This window comes from Aeromonas veronii bv. veronii, from assembly GCF_000820225.1.
Lineage (GTDB): Bacteria > Pseudomonadota > Gammaproteobacteria > Enterobacterales > Aeromonadaceae > Aeromonas > Aeromonas veronii.
The window spans coordinates 65,341-84,882 of record NZ_CDDK01000005.1; the positions used below are offsets into that span (position 1 = coordinate 65,341).

Below are 19,542 nucleotides of genomic sequence, written 5' to 3' on the forward strand. Positions count from 1 at the left end.
AGTGCTTGCAACTTTTTATTTGGCCCCTCAGGGGCCAATTTATCTTCGACCGACAGGAGGTCGGTAGCCTCACCACAGGATGAGGGTGACTGCCGGAAAAGGGGGGAATCAACTCCCCCCGCTTTCGCGCAACGAGAAGAGCGGGCAAGCCCGGCGCAGAACGGGATTGCCATCATTTATCCGGGGATCGGATAAACAAAATCAAAGAAAAGGGAGAAAAAATGAAAGGATTAACTTTGGCATGCGCCCTGTCGGCGGCTCTGGTCGGTGTTTCATTCGGTGGTCCGGTACAAGCGCAGGAGCGCTTCGTGACCATAGGCACCGGCGGTCAGACCGGCGTCTACTATGTCGCTGGCCAGTCCATCTGCCGCTTCCTCAATCGCGGCGCCGCCGATCACCAGATCAAGTGCAACGCCCCGGCCAGTGGCGGCGGTGTTGCCAACGTCAACGGCATCCGCAGCGGTGAATTCAACTTCGGCATCATGCAATCCGACCACCAGTTCAAGGCGATGAAGGGGCTGCCGCCGTTCCAGGCCGAAGGAGCCATGGACGACATGCGCGCCGTCTTCTCCCTGCAGAGCGAGGTGTTCACCATCCTGGCTCGCCGCGATGCCAAGATCGCCAGCTTCGACGATCTGAAGGGCAAGCGCGTCAACATCGGCAACCCGGGCTCCGGCCAGCGTGACACCATGGAAGAGATCATGGCGGTCAAAGGCTGGAAGAAGGGTGACTTCGGTCTGGTCTCCGAGCTGAAGCCGGCCGAACAGGCCTCCGCCCTCGGTGACAACAACATCGACGCCATGAGCTACTTCGTGGGTCACCCGAACGGCGCCATTCAGGAAGCCTCCACCACCACAGATGCGGTACTGGTCCCTGTGACCGGCGCCGACATCGACAAGCTGCTGGCCGAGAAGAGCTACTACAGCAAGGCCGAGATCCCGGGCGGCATCTACAAGGGCAGCGACAAGCCGACCCCCTCCATCGGTGGCAAAGCGGTGCTCTCCACCAGCGCCAAAACCGATCCGGAAGTGGTCTATCAGCTGGTCAAGTCGGTGTTTGACAACCTGGATCGCTTCAAGCGCCTGCACCCTGCCTTTGCCGACCTGAAAGAGGCCGACATGATCAAGGTGGGTCTCTCTGCACCGCTGCATGAAGGAGCTGCCCGCTACTACAAAGAGCGCGGCTGGCTCTGATTGAAGGCCCCGGGGCCTTTGTCACTCTCTTCGACACCCGTCTGCCGCCTGATTGCGGGGGCGGGTGTCGCTCTTGTTGTACTCGTTGGCACAAGTTAACCCTATGCAAGATAAACAACTCTCTACCGAGGAACTGATCGCCCAGGATGTGGGCGCTCGCCTGCCGCTGGGCATCATGGGCTGGCTCATCACAGCACTGGCGCTGGCCTGGTCGCTGTTCCAGCTCTGGATCGCCTCGCCACTCCCCTTCATGGTGGGGTTTGGCGTACTCAATGACACCGAAACCCGCTCCATTCACCTCACCTTTGCCCTGTTGCTCGCTTTTCTGGTGTTCCCTGCATTTCGTTCCTCGCCGCGGGATCGGGTTCCCCTCGGTGATATCGCCCTCGGCCTGATCGCTGCTGGCGCCGCCTCTTACCTGTTCGTGATGTATGAAGCGCTGGCGCTGCGTCCCGGCACCCTCACCACCGCCGATCTGGTGACCGCCTGCATCGGCATTCCGCTGCTGCTGGAAGCGGCGCGCCGCGCCCTGGGGCCGGCACTGGCGGTCATCGCCATCGTCTTTCTGATCTACAGCCTAGCGGGCCCCTGGATGCCGGGACTGCTGGCACATCGCGGAGTAGGCTTTACCGCGCTGGCCAACCACCAGTGGATCACCACCGAAGGGGTGTTCGGCATCGCCCTTGGCGTCTCCACCAGCTTCGTGTTCCTGTTCGTGCTGTTCGGCGCCCTGCTGGAACGGGCCGGTGCCGGTCACTACTTTATCCAGCTCGCTTTCAGCCTGCTCGGTCACTTGCGCGGCGGCCCGGCCAAGGCGGCAGTGGTCGCCTCTGGCCTGACCGGCCTGATCTCCGGCTCGTCGATTGCCAACGTGGTGACCACCGGCACCTTCACCATCCCGATGATGAAGAAGGTGGGCTTCAGTTCAGAGAAAGCGGGGGCGGTGGAAGTGGCCTCCTCGGTCAACGGCCAGATCATGCCGCCGGTGATGGGGGCTGCGGCTTTCCTGATGGTCGAATACGTGGGTATCCCCTATGTGGAGATCATCAAACACGCCTTCCTGCCTGCCGCCATCTCCTACATAGCGCTGCTCTACATCGTCCATCTGGAGGCACTGAAACTGGGCATGCAGCCCATCGGCAACCATCAACCCAAACCCTGGCTGCGTCGCCTGACCGGTTTTGCCTTTGGCGCGGCCCTCATCAGCGGCCTGTCACTGGCGGTCTACTATGGCCTCGGCTGGCTCAAACCTGCACTGGGTGAGTACGCACTGCCGGGGATCTCGGTACTGCTGGCTGCCACCTATGTGGCCCTGTTGAAGATCGCCGCCAGCAATGAACCGCTGCCTGCCGAAGATCCCGACAAGCCGCTCACCGAGTTGCCCAACACCCGCGCCGTGCTGCTCTCCGGCCTGCACTTCCTGCTGCCGGTGGTAGTACTGGTATGGTGCCTGATGGTGGAGCGCCTCTCGCCGGGGCTGTCAGCCTTCTGGGGGACCGTGATGCTGGTGATCATCCTGCTGACCCAGCGCCCGCTGCTCAACTGGCTGCGCAAGGACGGCAAGCACGACTACGGCACCGTTGCTGACGGCGTGGTGGATCTGCGGGAAGGGCTGGTCGCCGGTGCCCGCAACATGATCGGTATCGGCATTGCCACTGCCACCGCGGGGATTATCGTGGGTGCGGTCTCCCAGACCGGGGTTGGTCTGGTGCTGGCGGATCTGGTGGAGTTCCTCTCCATGGGCAACCTGCTGCTGATGCTGCTGCTCACCGCACTGCTGAGCCTGATCCTCGGCATGGGGCTGCCGACCACGGCCAACTACATCGTCGTCTCCAGCCTGCTGGCGCCAGTGGTGGTAACGCTGGGGCAGCAAAACGGGCTGATCGTGCCGCTGATCGCGGTGCACCTGTTCGTCTTCTACTTCGGCATCATGGCGGATGTGACGCCGCCGGTGGGGCTGGCCTCCTTCGCGGCTGCCGCTGTCTCCAAGGGCGATCCCATCAAGACCGGGATCACGGCGTTTTACTACAGCCTGCGTACCGCGGCGCTGCCGTTCCTGTTTATCTTCAACACCGATCTGCTGCTGATCGACGTGGACTTCGCCCACGGCGTGCTGATCTTCATCGTGGCGACCATCGCCATGCTGATCTTCGCCGCCGCCACCCAAGGCTGGTTCCTGGTGAAGAGCCGCTGGTACGAGAGCATGCTGCTGTTGCTGGTCGCCTTTACCCTGTTCCGCCCGGGTTTCTGGATGGACATGGTGCACGACCCCTATCGCGAGACCCCGCCTGCCCAGCTGGCCCAAACCATGGGTGAAGTGGAGGCGGAGAGCACCCTGCGGCTGCGGATCCTCGGTGAAGATGCAGTGGGCAAGCCACGCAAGTTCACCCTGCTGGTCGCCGTACCGGATGGGGCAAATGGCGAAGAGAGGCTGGCCAATCTGGGGCTGAGCCTCTATGAACAGGATGGCAAGACGCTGATCGACAACGTCGCCTTTGGCAGCCCGGCCGCCACCATGGGACTGGAGTTCGATCAGGAGATCCTCACCGTCAAGGCGCCGACCGAGCGCTGGACCAAGGAGTGGATGTGGATCCCGGGCTTCCTGCTGTTCGGGGCGATCGTCTGGCTGCAGCGTCGCCGCAGCGTCAAGGCCGGTTAACCCACCGGGCAGATGAGACCGAGGGCCGCTATTGCGGCCCTCTTTTTATTGCCTTGCCCTCTGCGGCTCTTGCGATGAGCGACAGTCATGGAAAGGGTAAGCGGTGGCGAGCGGCCAAAAAAGTGGGGTGACATGTCCATGTCACCCCCTCGCAAATAGCATGTTCCATATTGGAGTCCGGCCACGCCGGGTCTCTGTTTCACTTTCCGATAGTTCGCGACCCATCTGAAGTGAGCGCCAATTGCAGCGATGCAACTGGCCAGCTACCCGTTACAACCTTCGTCCACACGGCAGACAAGCCGCCGTGTTTGTCCTTGCAACTGAAATATTACGCATAAAAACAAAATAAAAAACGTTTTTATGCTAATTCCATTCACATCAGAGTACAAAAAACAGCCTTATCATCACCACTAAATTGTTATAAAACAGCAAGATAGATTCATGCATGGTTATTCACCCGCAAAGGGTATCAGCAATGGCTTACAAGGCTTTGCGAGATCTCGCACAAAAAATGGCCGCCTCACAGCCAACGGCGCAGGGGCAACCAGTCACTCAGGCGTGCTATCAGTCGCCTTGACCACCCTTCGGGTTTGCGCGGCAATCCACCCGCCTGCTCCTGCCAGCGAGCCAGCCACATTCGCAGCGCCTCGCAGATCGGCGGGCAGTGCAGATGCAGCATCAGCTCGGTATTGAGAAAGAGCGAGCGGGGATCGAGGTTGAGGCTGCCAAACAGCGCCCGCTCCTCCCCCAGCAGGATCAGCTTGGCGTGCAGGCTGCCGTGGTCATGGTCAAACTCGGCGACCCGGATCCCGCGGCGCAGCAACCAGCCGAGATAGCGTTGGTAAGCGCCATAGACCAGCGGCACATCAGTGCTGGCCAGCGAGTTGGTGAGAATGTCGATGGCGACCCCCTGCTGGCGCAGCCGCGCCAGACGTTGCCGGAACCCGAGAGTAAGGATGAGGTAAGGGGTCACCAACCCCAGCGAGCCGGGATTGTCAGCCAGCTGGCGCCACAGCTGACGGGCAGTGGTGGGACGGGAGATTAGCCCCTTGCCGGGACGGTCGAACCACACCTCGGCCCGCCCCTCATGCCATTGCAGCGGCACATCGCGCTCGTCAAACAGTGCCGCGGGCAGATCGTAGACCGTCGCTACCGCCGGATCCGTCATGGTGAACAGGAAGTCGTTGACCACCTCTATTTCGGCGGGCAGCAGCTCGCGGCGCAGCAGATGGCGGATGGGGTGACTCCAGCGGCTGTGCCAGAACTGCTCGAACCCCTGCACCATCTGCTGGCACAGCCCCCCCTGACAGGCGAGATCGAGATCCACGAAGGGAGCCTGCGGATCCAGACCGAAGTAGCGATCGCCGATGTTGCGCCCGCCGATCAGCGCCAGCTTGCCATCCACCAGCAGCAGCTTGTTGTGCATCCGGTGGTTGATGCGGCGAAAGCTGAGCAGCCCCTCCAGCAGCAGTGCCAGCGGGCGCCAGCCCCGCAGCCAGAAGGGGTTGAACAGCCGTACCTCGATCCCCGGGTAGTGAGCCACCATCTCCAGAAAGCGGTTGTCACCGGCATAGAGATCATCCACCAGCAGTTGTACCTTGACGCCACGCCGGGCGGCGTGAAGCAGCTCGCTCAGCAGCAGCTTGCCGCTGCTGTCCTCCTCCCAGCTGTAGTACTGCGCCTGGATCCGCTCGCGGGCATGGCGGATCCAGTGGCAGCGTACCTTGAGCGCCAGCAGGGGATCATCGATCAGGGCAAAGGATCCGGGGATCATGGTGTCATCCTGCTGTCATGGCCGGGTGTCATAACGCTGGCGAGCCTCTTCACATATTCAAAAGGAGTTGCTGATGGAACTGCATGATACCCCGATGTTGCGCTATCTGGGCCAGCTCAGCCAGCCAGATCTCATCCCGGCCACCGGCCCTGCTCACTGGTTTTTGCAACACAGGGACGGTGGCTGGCAATTGCCGACCGTGCAGGCGACCCTGCCGGTCAACCGGCTCAGGGCTGAGCCGCTTCGATAGCGGCAGCCTTGCCCTCGATCTGGGGCAGGCTGAAACGATAGGCCACGTAGTACTTGTAGATGGTGCCGACATAGTTGATCGGCCCCTGTCCGACTTCGTTGGCCACCAGCTGATCCACGTTGCCGAACCAGACGTTGGGATCGAGCCCCAGCTTCTCCGCCTTGCCTCGCAGCGCCTGCACCCGGTTCGGCCCGGCGTTGTAGGCGGCGAGGGCAAACAGGTGGCGGTTGAGCCGATCCAGCTTGGGATCATTGAAGTAGGTATCGAGGATCAACCGCATGTAGCGGCAGGCGGCCTCCACATTGCCCTCCAGCGTGGTGAGTCTGGCGCCGTTGATGCCGACCTCCCGCCCCGTACTGGGCAGCAGCTGCATGAGGCCCACGGCCCCCTTGGGCGAACGCGCCTTGGGATTGAGGCCGGACTCCTTGTAGCCGAGCGCCGCCAGCATCAGCCAGTCGAGATCGTATTGATTGGCGTACTTCTCCAGCACTTTGCGAATGGTCGCGAGGCGCCCCATGGGATCCGGCGCCAGGATATTGCTCATCTGATCGCTGCGAATCAGCAACCGGCGCAGGGTCATGTCACTGTAAAGGCTGTTGCGGCTGACACTCGCCAGATAGCCATTGACCGCCTTGAGCAGCTCGGGGCTGTTCTTGCGCAGCGCCCAGGCACTGGTGCCGTTGCTGCGCAGGGGGATCAGCTTGTGGGCCTTGAGGCCGGAGATCATGCCACCCAGCCAGATCCGCCCCTTGTAGCTGTCGGTCACCGTCAGGGGAATAATGCCAGCGGCCACCATCTCCAGCAGATCGCCATCCTGCAGGTATTCGGGCACCGTTTCGATATAGACGGGGGGCAACCCCAGCTCGCGAAACAGCCAGTTGAGCTGGCGCAGACTCTCGTAGTAGCTGGAGCTGGCACGCACCCAGACCCGCCTGCCGGAGAGCTGGGTAATGCGGCTGAAGGCGGGCAGGCTCTGCTGGCTCACCACCCACTCCTCGATGGATGAAATGAGCGGCCGGGAGAAGGCCACCTGTTCACGCCGGGTCGGGGTCACCGTCATGGTCGCCGCCACCAGATCGCCACGCCCCTCGGTCAGATAGTCCAGCAGCTTGTCCTGACGCACCGGGATGTAGACCACCTTGAGTTTGACCTTCTCTTTGGCGAGATAGGTCTTGTTCAGCCAGCGCTCGAACCCTTGCAGCTGATTGACCAGAATGCCGTACTGGGCGCCGCGATCGAGAAAGTAGAAGCCGCGCTCATAGACCACCAGCGCCCTAAGTTCGCGCTTTTGCAGAATGCTTTCGAGATCCCCGGGTTGGGGCAGACGCTGTGGCTTGAGTTCAGCCGCGAGCAGGGGAAAACAGCAGAGGGCCAGCAGCGCCCAGATCCAGCGTCGCATCACGATGGCTGCCCCTGTGCTGAGGTCACGCCTGCTGCCTGTTGGCAGCACGGATCACGATAGAGGGTGGGATTGGGGGCAGAGATCCATCGCTGCGTCATGATGTTTGCGCCTTCTGTTGGCCGACTCGCGCCGGGCAAAACGTCTGTGGGATAGAGTAACTATAGAACGCCGACCCACAGCAGAAGGGTCAACACGGCAGGCAAACCTGCCGCGTTATCAGACAACTCAGATAGAGCGGGCCCGCATTTCGAAAATCAGTTTTTCGGCGGTGCAGGTGAATTGCAGGCGGGCTTTCAGGATCACGCCGTTGGCGCCCTGGGTCAGTTCACTGCTCACTTGAGCTTCGGCAGTGACCTGTTTGGCCAGAGCTTCATAGGCAGCCAGCTTGGCGCGGGCATCCGCCTCGGCAGCGGCTTCAATAACCAGATCCATCACATCGTCGCCTTCGCCGATGATGGTGCCGATCTCGGCAAAACAGCCGCAGCTGTCACAGGTTTCGTTCAGTTCAACTTTCTCGTCTACAGACATTTTCTACTCCTACTGCTTATTTCGGATGATTTGCGTCGTCACGCATCGCCTTGCGAAAATCTTTGATGGCGGTACCCAAATCCTCACCTGCACTGGCAAGACGCTTGCTGCCGAAGACCAGCACAACGACCAGCAAGAGGATCAACATATGCCAGATATGAATTCCACCGAGTCCCATAGGGATACTCCCTCACAAAGAGATATCTGTTACTTGTATCAAAATAGAGCGCAGGGATTGTTGGGCAAAATCAAGGCAGGTGCAAGTGAGCAAATAAATCATAGCCAAAAAATAGGGCGACCCTGAGGTCGCCATATTGATTGTGCTACATGTCCCCTCAACCGCTACATCCTGTACCAGTGGTTCATGCGAACCTGAGACCATTCGAGGATAAGATCGCCAAGATATGAAAACAAATGGTATAAATTCATCTTAGAATTGAAGAGGATTCATATCATGCTGCTGGAACAACTGGGTCGCATCGACCTCAATTTGCTGATTATCCTGCAGGTACTGCTGGAAGAGCGCAACGGCAGCAAGGCCGCACGCCGCCTTCATCTGAGCCAGTCCGCGGTCAGTAAAGCCCTCGGCCGTCTGCGCGATACCTTCAATGATCCCCTCTTCATCCGCTCTGCCTACGGGCTGGAACCCACCGGCCGTGCCCTTGCACTGCAGCAGCAGTTGCAACCCATCCTGCTGTCGCTGGATAACCTGATCCAGCCGCCCGAGTTCGACCCCGCCAGCTCGGAGCGGGAGTTCGTCATCGCCAGCATGGACAGCGCCTTCACCCTGTTTGCCCCGCTCTACCTGAGCGAGCTGAAGCGGCAGGCACCAAGGATCCGCTTGCGCTACGAGGAGTGGACCGAGAACAGCCTGACCGAGATGAGTCAGGGACAGGTGGACATCGCCTTCGCGGTGCGGGAGAACTGCATCAGCTCCGATTATCGGCTCGATACCCTGCCCGACAGCATCTGTCAGCGAGTGCTGGCGGTCGATGATCTCACCTGTCTGGTGCAGCAGCACCACCCCGCGCTGCGAGAGCCCAACTGGAATCTGGAGCACTACCTCAGTTATCCCCATGTGCAGACTTACTGCGAGGGACGAGACCGCTGGATGCTGGATCACAAGCTGGCAGAGCAGGATCTTTACCGGCGTATCGAGGCAACCGTGCCCTCCTTCGAGGCGGCGCTGCGGATGGGGATGCACTCCGACATGATAGTAACGCTCTCCCGGCTCTACGCACGCCACGCTACCCAGGTCTATCCGCTGTTGCAGCTACCGCTGCCCATCGGGTTGGACAGCATCTCCCATCTGCTCATCTGGCATCAGCGTCACCGCGAGGATCCGGGCCACCGCTGGCTGCGGGAATTGCTGCTCTCCCTCATCATGAGCAAACTGGAACCCGCTGCGACCACTCACGAGTGACTGCACGTCCTCTCGGTAGGAAACAAGAACGGGGCTCTGCGTAGCCCCGTTTCATTCACTTCAAGATGTAACTCACTCAGCCCTGACCGGTCACCGCCAGATAGTGATGTACCCCGTCCAGCAACATCTGGACCGAGATCATCACCAGCAGCATACCCATCAACCGCTCCACCGCAGTGAGCCCCCGCTCACCCAGCAGCTTGTTGAATACCTCGTAGAACATCAGGATCACCGCGCTGGCAGCCCAGGCCAGAAAGAGTGCCAGCGACCAGTCCACCATTCGGGTCGGCTCCTGATTGGCCAGCAGCATCAAAGAAGCCAAGATAGAAGGACCGGCGATCATCGGGATCGCCATCGGCACCAGGAAGGGCTCCTCGCCCGCCGCCAGCCCGGTCACGCCCCCCTCACTCGGGAAGATCATCTTGATGGCGATCAGGAACAGGATAATGCCCCCCGCAATGCTGACCGCCTCCTGCCGCAAGTTGAGGAAACCGAGGATCTGCTGACCGACGAACAGGAACAGCATCATGATGGCCAGCGAGAAGAGCAGCTCGCGCACCATCACCTTGCGGCGTCGCTTGGGATCGATATGACGCAGAATAGAGAGGAAGACCGGCAGGTTGCCCAGCGGGTCCATGATCAGAAACAGCATGACTGCGGCAGAAAAAGTATCCATACAACGCCCGGGCTACGCCCTGAATAGGGAAAAGAGAGGGGGCGAAATATAGCAAAGGGCGAAGAATTGAGCGAGCGCCATGATGCGCTCGCAGCGGGATTAACCGTGGTTGCAGATCTTGTCGGCGCGGGTCTGGAAACCCTCGGCGGAGTCGATGAATTTGCCGCGGGCAGCCAGAAAGTCGATCAGCGCCTCCGCATCCATCTCGTTGGCACTACAGGTATGAAAACGGGCCTCGGCACCGAACCGCTCGGCCATCGCCTGCTTCAGGCTGGCACGGGTAAATTGCCCTCCTTGCGCCAGCATCATCTCCATCACTTCGTGACCATGAACCGATTGCGACATCTCTCACCTCAATAATGAACATATTTAATGCCAATTAAATATCTCCCCGCCCGAAGAGATCTTGATATAGGCCAATAAATTGCGCATTTCCTGGTCAGGGGAGTGGTCACCGCCACCGCTTTGTCGATAATGTGGCAACCCGCGTCAGGGATCGCTACACTGGCGCCCCTTTTTGGCCATCGCAGACAATGTATAAGGATATTGGCGTCATGCTGTTCCATGGAGAGGCTCTCAAGCCCTGGCAGATCTGGACCCGCCGACCACTCTGGCTCAAGACCCTGCTCGGCATGCTGACAGGGGTGGGTCTGGGTGTCGGCTTTGAAGAGCAAGCCCTGCTGCTCAAGCCCCTTGGTGTCTTGTTCGTCAACACCATCCAGATGCTGATGGTGCCCCTCATTTTCTGCTCGGTCATCGCCGGCCTCACCTCGCTGCTCAAGGGCAAGGCCCTCGATCGCATCGGCAGCAAAGCGATCTGCCTCTACTTCTGCTCGACCGCCATCGCCATCTGCATCGGCTTGATGATGGGCTGGCTGCTGGAGCCCGGCATGGGCGCCGACATGGGCCCCTATGAGCGGATCGGCATGTCGGAACCACCCACCCTGGCCAGCGTGCTGAGCCATCTGGTACCGAGCAATCCGGTACAGGCGATGGTGGATGGCAAGATCCTGCAAGTGATCGTCTTTGCGGTGGCGCTGGCGGTCGCCCTCAATGCCAGCGGTCGCCGTGGCCGCCCCGCCATCCTCTTCTTCACCTCGCTGGCCGAGGGGATGTTCAAGCTGACCCAGATGGTGATGGCGCTCGCCCCTTACGGTGTCTGCGCCCTGATGGCCTGGATGACCGGCAAGTACGGCCTCGACCTGCTGCTACCGCTGCTCAAGGTGATCGGCGCCGTCTACCTCGGCTGCCTGCTGCACGTGCTCGGGGTCTACAGCACCCTGCTGCTCCTGTTGGCACGGCTCAATCCGCTGCACTACTTCAAGAGCATCGTTGACGCCCAGGCGGTTGCGTTTACCAGCAGCTCCAGCAACTCCACCCTGCCCATCAGTCTGGCCTGCGCCGAGAAGCGGCTGGGAGTCTCCCCCGCCATCACCGCCAAGGTGCTGCCCATCGGCGCCACCATCAACATGGATGGCACCGCCCTCTATCAGGGAGTGACTGCGCTGTTCGTAGCTCAGGCATTCGGTGTGGATCTGCACATGGTCGATTACCTGACCATCATCAGCATCGCAACCCTGGCCAGTATCGGCACCGCAGGCACCCCGGGCACCGGGTTGATGCTGCTGACCCTGACCCTGACGGCGGTGGGCTTGCCGCTGGAAGGGGTGGCACTGATTGCAGGCATTGACCGGATCCTCGACATGGCGCGCACCACGGTCAACGTATCGGGGGATATTCTGGTGTCGGTGCTGATCGCCCGCAGCGAAAACGAGCTGGATCTGGCGACCTATCACGATGCCAGCGCAGGGGAAGATATCGAGTTCCCGCCGCGCTAGCAGAAGAAAGCTCAGCTGTCGTGAGGATCGTGGTGACAGCGCCAGCAGACGTCGAAGTTGGCGCCGTTCTCCTCCCCGCACTGGCCGCACAGCCAGCCATTACCCTGACGCTGCTGGTAACGCTCGATGACCCGTCCTGCCTTGCTGCGATCCTCGGCCCGCACCATCAGGGTCACCTGCAACATGTCGACCGGCAGTTCGCCAAGGGCGCCCGACAGCCCCTCGCCATTGAGGCGCACCAGCACCCCTTCCGCCTCCAGCGCCCCTTTCAACGCGTGTGCCTCCAGGGTGTGTGAGGCGCGATAGAGATTGATCCAGTTATCCATAGCTCCCCCTTACAACAACTTGTCGATGCCAAACTCGGCGCCGTTATCAATCATGAAATCGATGAATGCCCGCAACTTGCGCGGCATCAGTTGCCGCTCCGGAAACAGCAAATAAATCGGCACCCTGGGTTGCTGCCACTCTGGCAGCAGGATCACCAGCTCGCCGCTGGCCAGCTCATCCTGACAGAGCATAGCGGGTAACGAAGCCAACCCCAGCCCCGCCTTCGCCGCCTCCCGGGCACAGGTAATATTATTGACCCGAAAACGGGATGGGGGGTCAACCAGCACCTCTCTGCCATCCAGCTCGAAACACCAGTGAGAGGCGAGAAACCCGCTGCTCACCGTCACCCGCTCGTGGTTGGCCAGATCCTCCGGCCGCTCGATGACCGGGCTGCGGGCCAGATAGTCCGGGCTGGCACAGAGCAGCCTTCCGGTGCTCCAGAGTCGGCGCGCCGCCAGATTGGAGTCGCTCATGTCGCCAATCCGCACCAACGCATCCAGCCCTTCGCTGATGGGATCTACCACCCGGTTGGTCAGCTCCAGCTCCACCTGCAGGGCGGGATAGGCCTGCAAAAACTTGGCGACCAAGCGCCCGACCACCAGTTGCCCCGTCTCGATGGGCACCGCCAGTTTGAGAGTGCCGGTCACCTCCTGCTGGCTGGCGCTCAGCATCAGCTCGGCTTCGGTCAGGGCATCGACCGCCTTGCTACAGTGCAGGTAGTACTTCTCCCCCTCCTCGGTCAAAGTGAGCTGACGGGTGGAGCGATAGAGCAGACGCACTCCGAGCCGCTGTTCCAGTTCAGCGATGCGGCGGCTGACCATCGCCTTGGTCATTCCCAGCTCGCGGGCGGCCCCCGTAAACGAGCCCTTATCGACGATACGCACCAGAATTAACGCGGCATTGAGGTCCATTGTTGCACCAGTGAAACTGTATATCTCGTGAACCAATACTAATCGAAACAGTTGACCAGTGTTAGCCTGCGCCCCTTAAGTTCAGGAATCACAAAAATGAGTCAACACAAAAAAATTCCCCTGCTGGCAGCCATGATATTGGCGCTGCTCGGTCTGCTGTTCGCCGGTTACTGGTATCTTCACGGCCGCTATTTTGAAAGCACCGACAACGCCTATCTGCAAAGTGAAGTGACCGGGATCAGCTCCAAGCTACCCGGTTATATCCGCGAAGTGCTGGTCACCGACAACCAGCCGGTCAAAGCGGGCCAACTGATCGCTCGTCTCGATGATCGCGAATACAAAACCAGGGTCGCGGAGGCCGAAGCCGACCTGCGCCTCAATCAGGCGACGGCCGAAAATCTGGCCGCCACCCGCACCCAACAACTGAGCCTGATCCAGCAGGCCGAGGCCAAGGTCGCTTCCGCCAATGCCGAACAGCTGCGCGCCAGCCAGCAGGTCAACCGGATCAGTCAGCTCAACCAGCGCCACTACAGCTCGCAAGACAGTCTGGACGAGGTGCGTGCCGGCCTGCAGGTCAATCAGGCGCAAGCCCGGGAGGCCCAAGCCGCCCTGCAGGCGGCCCGTGAGCGACTGCTAGTACTGGATGCCGAGCGCAAACAGAATCTGGCCAAGCTGGCATTGAGCGAAGCACAACTGGAGCAGGCCAAGCTGGAGCTCGGCTACACCGAACTGCGGGCGCCTGCTGACGGCATCATTGGCAAGCGCAGTCTGCGGGAAGGCCTCTACGTCCAGTCCGGCATGCAGGTCGCCAGTTTGGTGCCGCTGCAGCAGGTGTGGGTCGAAGCCAACTTCAAGGAGACCCAGCTCGCCCATATGCAGCCGGGCCAGAAGGTCGAAGTGGTACTCGATGCCTACCCGGATCAACCGGTCGAGGGGATCATCGACAGCCTGGCCCCTGCGACCGGTGCCAAGTTCGCCCTGCTGCCACCGGAGAATGCCACTGGCAACTTCACCAAAATCGTGCAGCGGGTACCGGTGAAGATCCGCATCCCCGAGCCAGGCCCGCTGGCAGGCAAGCTGCTGCCGGGTCTCTCCACCGAAGTGATCGTGGATACCCGCACTCCTGATCCCGTGGTGGCTGCCAACTGATGGAACCCATTCCACGTCGTAACTGGATCGCGGTCATGGGGGGGCTTATCGGCGCCTTCATGGCCATCCTCGATATCCAGATCACCAATGCCTCCCTGAAGGATATTCAGGGGGCCCTGTCGGCCACCCTGAGCGAAAGCTCCTGGATCTCCACCTCCTATCTGGTGGCGGAGATGATCGCCATCCCCCTGAGCGGCTGGTTGAGCCGGGGGCTGAGCGTGCGCCGCTACCTGCTCTGGACCACAGGCGCGTTTATCGCTGCCTCCGTGCTCTGCTCGTTCAGCTGGAACCTCACCAGCATGATCGTCTTCCGGGCGCTACAGGGCTTCACCGGCGGGGCGCTGATCCCGATGGCCTTCTCTCTCATCGTCACCCTGTTGCCGCTACAAAAGCGGGCCACCGGCATGGCGCTGTTCGGTCTCTGTGCCACCTTCGCTCCTGCCATCGGTCCGACCCTCGGCGGCTGGCTCACCGAGCAGATGTCGTGGCACTACATCTTCTATCTCAACGTGCCGCCAGGATTGCTGGTGATGGCCATGCTGGCCCACGGGCTGGATAAAAAACCGGTGGACTGGGCCGTGATCAAGCGGGTAGACCTCATCGGCATCGTCACCATGGCGCTTGGCCTCGGCTTGCTGGAGGTGGTACTGGAAGAGGGCAACCGGGAAGACTGGTTCGGCTCAAGCTTCATCGTGCGACTGGCGGTCATCTCGGCGGTAGCGCTGGTGTTCTTCGTCATCAGCCAGCTGATCCGCCGTCACCCGCTGGTTAATCTGCGGCTGCTGCACAACCCGCGCTTCGCGCTGGCCTGCTTCGCCTATCTGATCCTCGGCATGGCGTTGATGGGATCTATCTATGTGTTGCCGCTCTACATGACCCAGATCCACAACTACAACGCGCTGGAAATCGGCGAAGTCCTGATGTGGATGGGGCTGCCGCAACTGCTGGTGCTGCCACTGGTGCCCAAACTGACCCACAAGATAGACCCGCGCTATCTGGTGAGCTTCGGCTTCCTGATCTTCGCCGTCAGCTGCTTTATGAACGTCAACATGAGTGCCGACTACGCCGGGCCGCAGCTGATCCAGTCGCTTATCGTGCGGGCGCTGGGGCAACCCTTCATCATGGTGCCGCTCTCCCTGGTCGCCACCGCCAGCCTGAGTCACGACGAGATCCCCTCCTCCTCGACCCTGCTCAACGTACTGCGCAACCTCGGTGGTGCGTTCGGTATCGCCATTATCTCGACCCTGCTCGACAACGATACCCGCACCCATGTGCTGCAGATTGGCAGCACTCTGCCCGCCAGCAGCATCGAGGGACAAACCTATCTGCTGCAGCTGGCCCAGAGCATGATGGCACAGGGTTCCGGCCCCGAGCTGGCCGAGCAGCAAGCCCACGCCATGCTAGCCAATACCATCAACCGGGAAGCGGCCATCATGGCCTACAACCAGGTGTTCTACATCATGGGGATCTTCTTGCTGATCGCCAGCGGCCTGATGCTGTTGCTCAAATCCCCCGCCCCACGGGCAGCGGATGCCGAACCGCTAGAAGCGTGAAAAACGCCGGGCATAAAACGAAAAACGGGCCAATGCCCGTTTTTCGTTATCTGTTACCTGCACTCAACCAGAAGACGTTATCCCGCCAGCGACCCTGCAATCAGGAATTGCGCCGCGAAGTAGCTGCTCATCACCCAGGCGCGGGCGTGGGGAAAGGGGCGGCGGAAGCGATCGAGCGCCAGCATGCTGTCGGAGAAGAGGAACATCAGCGCCCCCACCAGAGCGGCGGCAGAACCGGCAGTGAGAGAGGCGTGCCAGGCTCCGGCGGCCACCCAGGCCATGCCGATGATCACCAGCATGTAGCAAAAGACCGGGATCCGCATCTCCCCCAGCTTGCCCCACAGCAGGCCAAATACCATACCGGCGATCAGCAACAGCAGCAAACCATCCACCAGATTGAGCAACAACGGCCCTTGGGCAAAACCGACGATATAGCAGAGATGCGCGACAAGAAATGCCGCCAACCCCTGAATGAAGCGATCACTTGGCAGCATCAGCAGCACATCGCCCGCCAGCGAGAGACAAAGGCCGAGCAGGATCCAGGCGTGGGAACCGTCGTGGTCATAACTCTGGTAGCCGAACGCCAACGCGATGATAAGCAACATGGTCAGTGGCTTGCTGATATAGAACTGGCGGCTGTCTGAACCGTAGGCAGCACGGATGTGCCACCAACCTGAAGCGATGATCAAGAAACTCAATAACATGCCCTGCTCCTCACCTGTTGCTCGCAGTCATACGGCAACCGTTTTTATCATGGTGCAGGGTAACAAATTCCCTCCCCCAGTGGCAGGGGTGCTTATCAAATGGACGGACTAAGCCTAAAGTCTAATTGCCGCCCCGAGTGGTTCAGGGCATAAGTGACGGGTCTGGAGGATCACCATGGAAGAAGCTATGAAGAACTATCTGCCCGCCATCGATATCATGATGTGCCATCTGGGGATCAGCTTTGAGCAGGCCTGTGAACAACTGGGTCTTAGCCAGCAGGAGCAACAGGCACTGGATCAGCTGCAGCAACAGCAGAGCCAAGCCAACTAAGCCCTCCCGTTATTGGATATCATGATGCGCTATCTGGGGATCAGCTTTGAGCAGGCCTGCGAACAGCTGGGTCTTAGCCAGCAGGAGCAACAGGCACTGGATCAGTTGCAGCAACAGCAGAGCCAAGCCAACTAGCTTGAGTTGAATCATAAAAGAGAAGACCGCCAGCAGGCGGTCTTCTCTTTTAGTCTCTGTGATAACCGGACGGCATCATGCAATACCTGCCAGCAAACGACTCCAGTTGCGTTTACCAGCGATGAAGCCGTCACGCACGGCCCGGTACTCCAGTTGCAGCTTGAGGCGGTCATAGCGCGCCAGCGCCTTGCGCTTGCGCAGCTCCAGCAGCCGCTTGCGACTGGCGTAATAGTGTTGCAACTGCTGGCTCAGCTTGTCGTACTCCTCCTGCAGCAGCGCCTGCCACAGTTCGCGATCTTCCTGCTTGCGCAACTTGGCTTGTGCCCGTTTCAGCTGCATCTGCAGCCGGGCTTGTTCGATACGCTCCTCCGGCGAGGATCTGAGATCCCCCGCCAGACCACACCAGGAGGCGAGCCGGATCAACCACTTGGTCGGATCGAACTGCCACCAGTGAATGCCGTTGCGGTAATCATTCTCGAACAGGTGGTGAAAGTTGTGGTACCCCTCGCCAAAGGTGAAAAAAGCCAGAATGCCGTTATCGCGAGCGGTATTGCGATCGGTATAGGGCTGACTGCCCCAGATGTGGGCCAGCGAGTTGATGAAGAAGGTGGTGTGGTGAGTCATCACCATTCTCAGCACGCCTGCCAACAGCAACATGCCGAGCATATCCCCGTGCCATAGGCCTAGCAGCAGCGGCAGCCCCAGATTGGCCGCCAGCGCCAGCGTCAGATAGTGACGGTGCTGAAACGCGACCACCGGGTTGTTCTGCAGGTCACGCACATTATTGTAATCGCCATAGCGATCTCCCTGATGCTCCCGCAGCATCCAGCCGATGTGGGAATACCAGAAGCCGCGCCCCGCGCTATAGGGGTCTTTATCGTTGTCATCCACATGACGATGGTGACGGCGGTGATCGGCCGACCAGTGCAGGGCCGAATTCTGTAGCGCCAACGCACCGCCGATGGCAAACAACCACTGCAAAGCGAGGTGCGCCTTGTAGGCCTTGTGCGACCAGAGCCGGTGATAGCCTGCGGTGATGGAGAGACCACTAAGGCAGAACAACAACAGGAAACTGGCCCACTGCCAGAGATCGTAACCATGGCTCATGCCGTACCAGGGTACGACAATCAACGCCACTATCCCGGAGAGGGAAAACAGAAGGGTATTAGTCAAAATAATGGGGGGTCTGGCCATCTCATTGCATCCTTTCAGCGAACAGCTGTTAGCCATTTTCTATGGTGATTTCCTCACGGTCAATGGTAAAAAAGTAGGATACAAACCTGATCCTGAGGCGCCTTCGGGTTATCATTTGTCCTCGTTAAGCTGAAGGTGACTGATTTCGTGGGTATTCGCGCTCAACAAAAAGAAAAAACCCGGCGTACATTGATCGATGCTGCATTCAGCCAACTGTGCGCCAATCGGAGTTTCTCCAATCTCAGCCTGCGGGAAGTCGCTCGCGAAGCGGGCATCGCCCCAACCTCTTTCTATCGCCACTTTCGCGATATGGAGGAGCTGGGCCTGACCCTGGTTGACGAAGGAGGTCTCACTCTGCGCCAACTGATGCGCCAGGCACGCCAGCGCATTGCCGGTGGTGGCAGTGTCATCAGCACCTCGGTGCAAACCTTTATGGAGTTTGTCGAGAACAACCCCAACATCTTCCGGCTGCTGCTGCGGGAACGCTCCGGCACCTCGGCCGCCTTTCGTCAGGCGGTGGCTCGCGAAATCCAGCACTTTATCGCAGAGCTGACCGATTATCTGGAAGCCACCACAGAAGCACCACGGGAAGATGCCTACATCCAGGCAGAAGCCATGGTCACCATCGTCTTCAGTGCCGGTGCCGATGCGCTCGACATGACCAGCGAAGAGTGCCGGGCACTCTCCGATCGCACTATTCGCCAACTGCGGATGATCGCCATGGGCGCCGAGGTACAAAACCAGAAGCGCCGTGAACCTCACCCATGACCACAGGATGGAGAACGACATGCCTGAACAGCTTATGATCCCGAAAAAACCGCTCGCCATGGCCATGCTGATTGGTATCTGTGGCGATGCCTCTCTGGCCGTACTGACCAACTCGGTCGTGCCCTTCTCCTTCTTCCCGCTGATTGCCCTCTGGCTGGCGGCCTATCAGCTGTTCCAGCACTATCGCCATGAACCCATGGTGGGCAACACCCCCATCTGCACCCTGCTCTGCTTCTTTATCGGTGTCTTCGGCCACTCCGCGCTGCTCAAGGTGCAATACCCGGAGCTTGGCAGCAACTTTTTCTCCCTGATCATGATGCTGCTGTTACTGGCGGCCCTCTCCATCAAGCTCGGCCTGAGCATTGGCAACAAAGAGAAGCGCTGATAAATCGACCGAGTGATGGTAATCAGTTGATAGATAAAGCAAAGAGGCCTTCCCGTCGGGAAGGCCTCTTTGCTTGAACGGTACCTGATTAATCCGGCAATCTCGGTATTCCCAACCTAGCCAAACGGCTTGGCTTCAAGATCGACGTGCAAATGGAAGAGGGGGTGGTCAATATGGAGCTGCCCTGTAGTCAGCAGGCAGCAGAAGCCTGATTTGGCCGCCTCTAGACTCGCTCAAATGGCTGTGAATGAAACTGATAGGGCTCGGATATAGCCAGAAAATGATGGAAATAACCGGCTATCTGGCACTCTTACTTGTCAGGGAAAAGCCAGATATTGGTGG

At 59.9% G+C, this 19,542-nt stretch carries 20 protein-coding genes; 10 read left to right on the plus strand and 10 right to left on the minus strand.

The annotated features are described in order from the left end of the window. The first annotated feature begins 221 nt into the window (after nt 1-221). Both BN1139_RS02380 and BN1139_RS02385 read left to right on the plus strand, forming a co-directional pair. On the plus strand, nt 222-1,193 hold the full coding sequence (locus tag BN1139_RS02380; protein ID WP_005339950.1) for a TAXI family TRAP transporter solute-binding subunit: 972 nt from the start codon (nt 222-224) through the stop codon (nt 1,191-1,193). A 103-nt stretch (nt 1,194-1,296) separates the two neighbouring features. Continuing rightward, nucleotides 1,297-3,852, plus strand: coding sequence for a TRAP transporter permease (locus BN1139_RS02385; protein WP_005348546.1), 2,556 nt, complete (start codon nt 1,297-1,299; stop codon nt 3,850-3,852). A 520-nt stretch (nt 3,853-4,372) separates the two neighbouring features. On the opposite strand, the gene BN1139_RS02390 is transcribed toward BN1139_RS02385, so the two are convergent. Beyond that, a complete protein-coding gene (locus BN1139_RS02390; protein ID WP_005348543.1) occupies nt 4,373-5,626 on the minus strand; it encodes a phospholipase D-like domain-containing protein in 1,254 nt (417 codons plus the stop codon). 73 nt (nt 5,627-5,699) lie between these two features. On the opposite strand from BN1139_RS02390, the gene BN1139_RS21610 reads away from it, so the two are divergent. Further along, nucleotides 5,700-5,876, plus strand: coding sequence for a hypothetical protein (locus tag BN1139_RS21610; RefSeq protein WP_005339947.1), 177 nt, complete (start codon nt 5,700-5,702; stop codon nt 5,874-5,876). Here BN1139_RS21610 and BN1139_RS02395 read toward each other — a convergent pair. From BN1139_RS02395 to tatA, 3 genes are all read right to left on the minus strand, one after another. Beyond that, entirely contained in the window at nt 5,854-7,275 is a 1,422-nt protein-coding gene (locus BN1139_RS02395; protein ID WP_005348541.1) for an MltF family protein, read from the minus strand. The two genes, BN1139_RS21610 and BN1139_RS02395, sit on opposite strands and share 23 nt — an antisense overlap. 228 nt (nt 7,276-7,503) lie before the next feature. After that, complete coding sequence (locus BN1139_RS02400; protein ID WP_005339945.1) at nt 7,504-7,806, minus strand: YfcZ/YiiS family protein; 303 nt, start codon at nt 7,804-7,806, stop codon at nt 7,504-7,506. A 16-nt stretch (nt 7,807-7,822) separates the two neighbouring features. Then, nucleotides 7,823-7,984, minus strand: coding sequence for a twin-arginine translocase TatA/TatE family subunit (gene tatA, locus BN1139_RS02405; protein WP_005339944.1), 162 nt, complete (start codon nt 7,982-7,984; stop codon nt 7,823-7,825). A 276-nt stretch (nt 7,985-8,260) separates the two neighbouring features. Between tatA and BN1139_RS02410 the strand changes: the two genes are divergently transcribed. Then, nucleotides 8,261-9,229, plus strand: a complete 969-nt coding sequence (locus BN1139_RS02410) for a LysR family transcriptional regulator (protein ID WP_041980092.1) — start codon at nt 8,261-8,263, stop codon at nt 9,227-9,229. Nucleotides 9,230-9,305: 76 nt separating this feature from the next. Here the strand turns inward: BN1139_RS02410 and BN1139_RS02415 are convergent, their stop codons facing one another. Both BN1139_RS02415 and BN1139_RS02420 read right to left on the minus strand, forming a co-directional pair. Next, nucleotides 9,306-9,905, minus strand: a complete 600-nt coding sequence (locus BN1139_RS02415) for a YhgN family NAAT transporter (RefSeq protein WP_013724175.1) — start codon at nt 9,903-9,905, stop codon at nt 9,306-9,308. A 99-nt stretch (nt 9,906-10,004) separates the two neighbouring features. Continuing rightward, nucleotides 10,005-10,250 (minus strand): YecH family metal-binding protein, encoded by a 246-nt coding sequence (locus BN1139_RS02420; RefSeq protein WP_005348534.1) that lies wholly within the window; start codon nt 10,248-10,250, stop codon nt 10,005-10,007. A 209-nt stretch (nt 10,251-10,459) separates the two neighbouring features. Here BN1139_RS02420 and BN1139_RS02425 point away from each other — a divergent pair, with 209 nt between their 5' ends. Next, nucleotides 10,460-11,743, plus strand: coding sequence for a dicarboxylate/amino acid:cation symporter (locus BN1139_RS02425; protein ID WP_005348522.1), 1,284 nt, complete (start codon nt 10,460-10,462; stop codon nt 11,741-11,743). A gap of 11 nt (nt 11,744-11,754) precedes the next feature. Here BN1139_RS02425 and BN1139_RS02430 read toward each other — a convergent pair whose 3' ends face one another. Beyond that, nucleotides 11,755-12,069 carry a putative signal transducing protein gene (locus BN1139_RS02430; protein WP_005339933.1) on the minus strand — a complete coding sequence of 105 codons (315 nt, stop codon included), beginning with the start codon at nt 12,067-12,069 and terminating at the stop codon, nt 11,755-11,757. A 9-nt stretch (nt 12,070-12,078) separates the two neighbouring features. Next, nucleotides 12,079-12,981, minus strand: coding sequence for a LysR family transcriptional regulator (locus tag BN1139_RS02435; RefSeq protein WP_005348512.1), 903 nt, complete (start codon nt 12,979-12,981; stop codon nt 12,079-12,081). Nucleotides 12,982-13,077: 96 nt separating this feature from the next. Between BN1139_RS02435 and BN1139_RS02440 the strand changes: the two genes are divergently transcribed. Continuing rightward, entirely contained in the window at nt 13,078-14,130 is a 1,053-nt protein-coding gene (locus BN1139_RS02440; RefSeq protein ID WP_005348510.1) for an HlyD family secretion protein, read from the plus strand. Next, nucleotides 14,130-15,683, plus strand: a complete 1,554-nt coding sequence (locus BN1139_RS02445; RefSeq protein WP_005348509.1) for a DHA2 family efflux MFS transporter permease subunit — start codon at nt 14,130-14,132, stop codon at nt 15,681-15,683. Before BN1139_RS02440 ends, BN1139_RS02445 begins: the two co-directional genes overlap by 1 nt. 77 nt (nt 15,684-15,760) lie before the next feature. On the opposite strand, the gene BN1139_RS02450 is transcribed toward BN1139_RS02445, so the two are convergent. Next, entirely contained in the window at nt 15,761-16,387 is a 627-nt protein-coding gene (locus BN1139_RS02450; RefSeq protein WP_005348507.1) for a lysoplasmalogenase, read from the minus strand. A gap of 175 nt (nt 16,388-16,562) precedes the next feature. Between BN1139_RS02450 and BN1139_RS21615 the strand changes: the two genes are divergently transcribed. Next, nucleotides 16,563-16,718, plus strand: a complete 156-nt coding sequence (locus BN1139_RS21615; protein WP_005348505.1) for a hypothetical protein — start codon at nt 16,563-16,565, stop codon at nt 16,716-16,718. Between the two features lie 210 nt (nt 16,719-16,928). Here the strand turns inward: BN1139_RS21615 and BN1139_RS02455 are convergent, their stop codons facing one another. Next, nucleotides 16,929-18,047 carry a fatty acid desaturase gene (locus tag BN1139_RS02455; RefSeq protein WP_005348495.1) on the minus strand — a complete coding sequence of 373 codons (1,119 nt, stop codon included), beginning with the start codon at nt 18,045-18,047 and terminating at the stop codon, nt 16,929-16,931. A 147-nt stretch (nt 18,048-18,194) separates the two neighbouring features. On the opposite strand from BN1139_RS02455, the gene fabR reads away from it, so the two are divergent. Beyond that, nucleotides 18,195-18,815: an HTH-type transcriptional repressor FabR gene (fabR, locus tag BN1139_RS02460; protein WP_005339921.1), complete on the plus strand. Its 621-nt coding sequence runs from the start codon at nt 18,195-18,197 to the stop codon at nt 18,813-18,815. Nucleotides 18,816-18,834: 19 nt separating this feature from the next. After that, entirely contained in the window at nt 18,835-19,200 is a 366-nt protein-coding gene (locus BN1139_RS02465; RefSeq protein ID WP_005348493.1) for a YijD family membrane protein, read from the plus strand. Nucleotides 19,201-19,542 lie beyond the last annotated feature (342 nt).

Excerpts from the sequence above, each read along its gene's own strand:
- BN1139_RS02435 (WP_005348512.1), bottom strand. The coding sequence starts at position 12,981 with ATGGACCTCAATGCCGCGTTAATTCTGGTGCGTATCGTCGATAAGGGC.
- BN1139_RS02380 (WP_005339950.1), top strand. The coding sequence starts at position 222 with ATGAAAGGATTAACTTTGGCATGCGCCCTGTCGGCGGCTCTGGTCGGT.
- BN1139_RS02385 (WP_005348546.1), top strand. The coding sequence starts at position 1,297 with ATGCAAGATAAACAACTCTCTACCGAGGAACTGATCGCCCAGGATGTG.
- tatA (WP_005339944.1), bottom strand. The coding sequence starts at position 7,984 with ATGGGACTCGGTGGAATTCATATCTGGCATATGTTGATCCTCTTGCTG.
- BN1139_RS02450 (WP_005348507.1), bottom strand. The coding sequence starts at position 16,387 with ATGTTATTGAGTTTCTTGATCATCGCTTCAGGTTGGTGGCACATCCGT.
- BN1139_RS02445 (WP_005348509.1), top strand. The coding sequence starts at position 14,130 with ATGGAACCCATTCCACGTCGTAACTGGATCGCGGTCATGGGGGGGCTT.
- BN1139_RS02400 (WP_005339945.1), bottom strand. The coding sequence starts at position 7,806 with ATGTCTGTAGACGAGAAAGTTGAACTGAACGAAACCTGTGACAGCTGC.
- BN1139_RS02440 (WP_005348510.1), top strand. The coding sequence starts at position 13,078 with ATGAGTCAACACAAAAAAATTCCCCTGCTGGCAGCCATGATATTGGCG.
- BN1139_RS02415 (WP_013724175.1), bottom strand. The coding sequence starts at position 9,905 with ATGGATACTTTTTCTGCCGCAGTCATGCTGTTTCTGATCATGGACCCG.
- BN1139_RS02430 (WP_005339933.1), bottom strand. The coding sequence starts at position 12,069 with ATGGATAACTGGATCAATCTCTATCGCGCCTCACACACCCTGGAGGCA.
- BN1139_RS02425 (WP_005348522.1), top strand. The coding sequence starts at position 10,460 with ATGCTGTTCCATGGAGAGGCTCTCAAGCCCTGGCAGATCTGGACCCGC.
- BN1139_RS02455 (WP_005348495.1), bottom strand. The coding sequence starts at position 18,047 with ATGGCCAGACCCCCCATTATTTTGACTAATACCCTTCTGTTTTCCCTC.
- BN1139_RS21615 (WP_005348505.1), top strand. The coding sequence starts at position 16,563 with ATGGAAGAAGCTATGAAGAACTATCTGCCCGCCATCGATATCATGATG.
- BN1139_RS21610 (WP_005339947.1), top strand. The coding sequence starts at position 5,700 with ATGGAACTGCATGATACCCCGATGTTGCGCTATCTGGGCCAGCTCAGC.
- BN1139_RS02395 (WP_005348541.1), bottom strand. The coding sequence starts at position 7,275 with ATGCGACGCTGGATCTGGGCGCTGCTGGCCCTCTGCTGTTTTCCCCTG.
- BN1139_RS02410 (WP_041980092.1), top strand. The coding sequence starts at position 8,261 with ATGCTGCTGGAACAACTGGGTCGCATCGACCTCAATTTGCTGATTATC.
- BN1139_RS02465 (WP_005348493.1), top strand. The coding sequence starts at position 18,835 with ATGCCTGAACAGCTTATGATCCCGAAAAAACCGCTCGCCATGGCCATG.
- BN1139_RS02390 (WP_005348543.1), bottom strand. The coding sequence starts at position 5,626 with ATGATCCCCGGATCCTTTGCCCTGATCGATGATCCCCTGCTGGCGCTC.
- BN1139_RS02420 (WP_005348534.1), bottom strand. The coding sequence starts at position 10,250 with ATGTCGCAATCGGTTCATGGTCACGAAGTGATGGAGATGATGCTGGCG.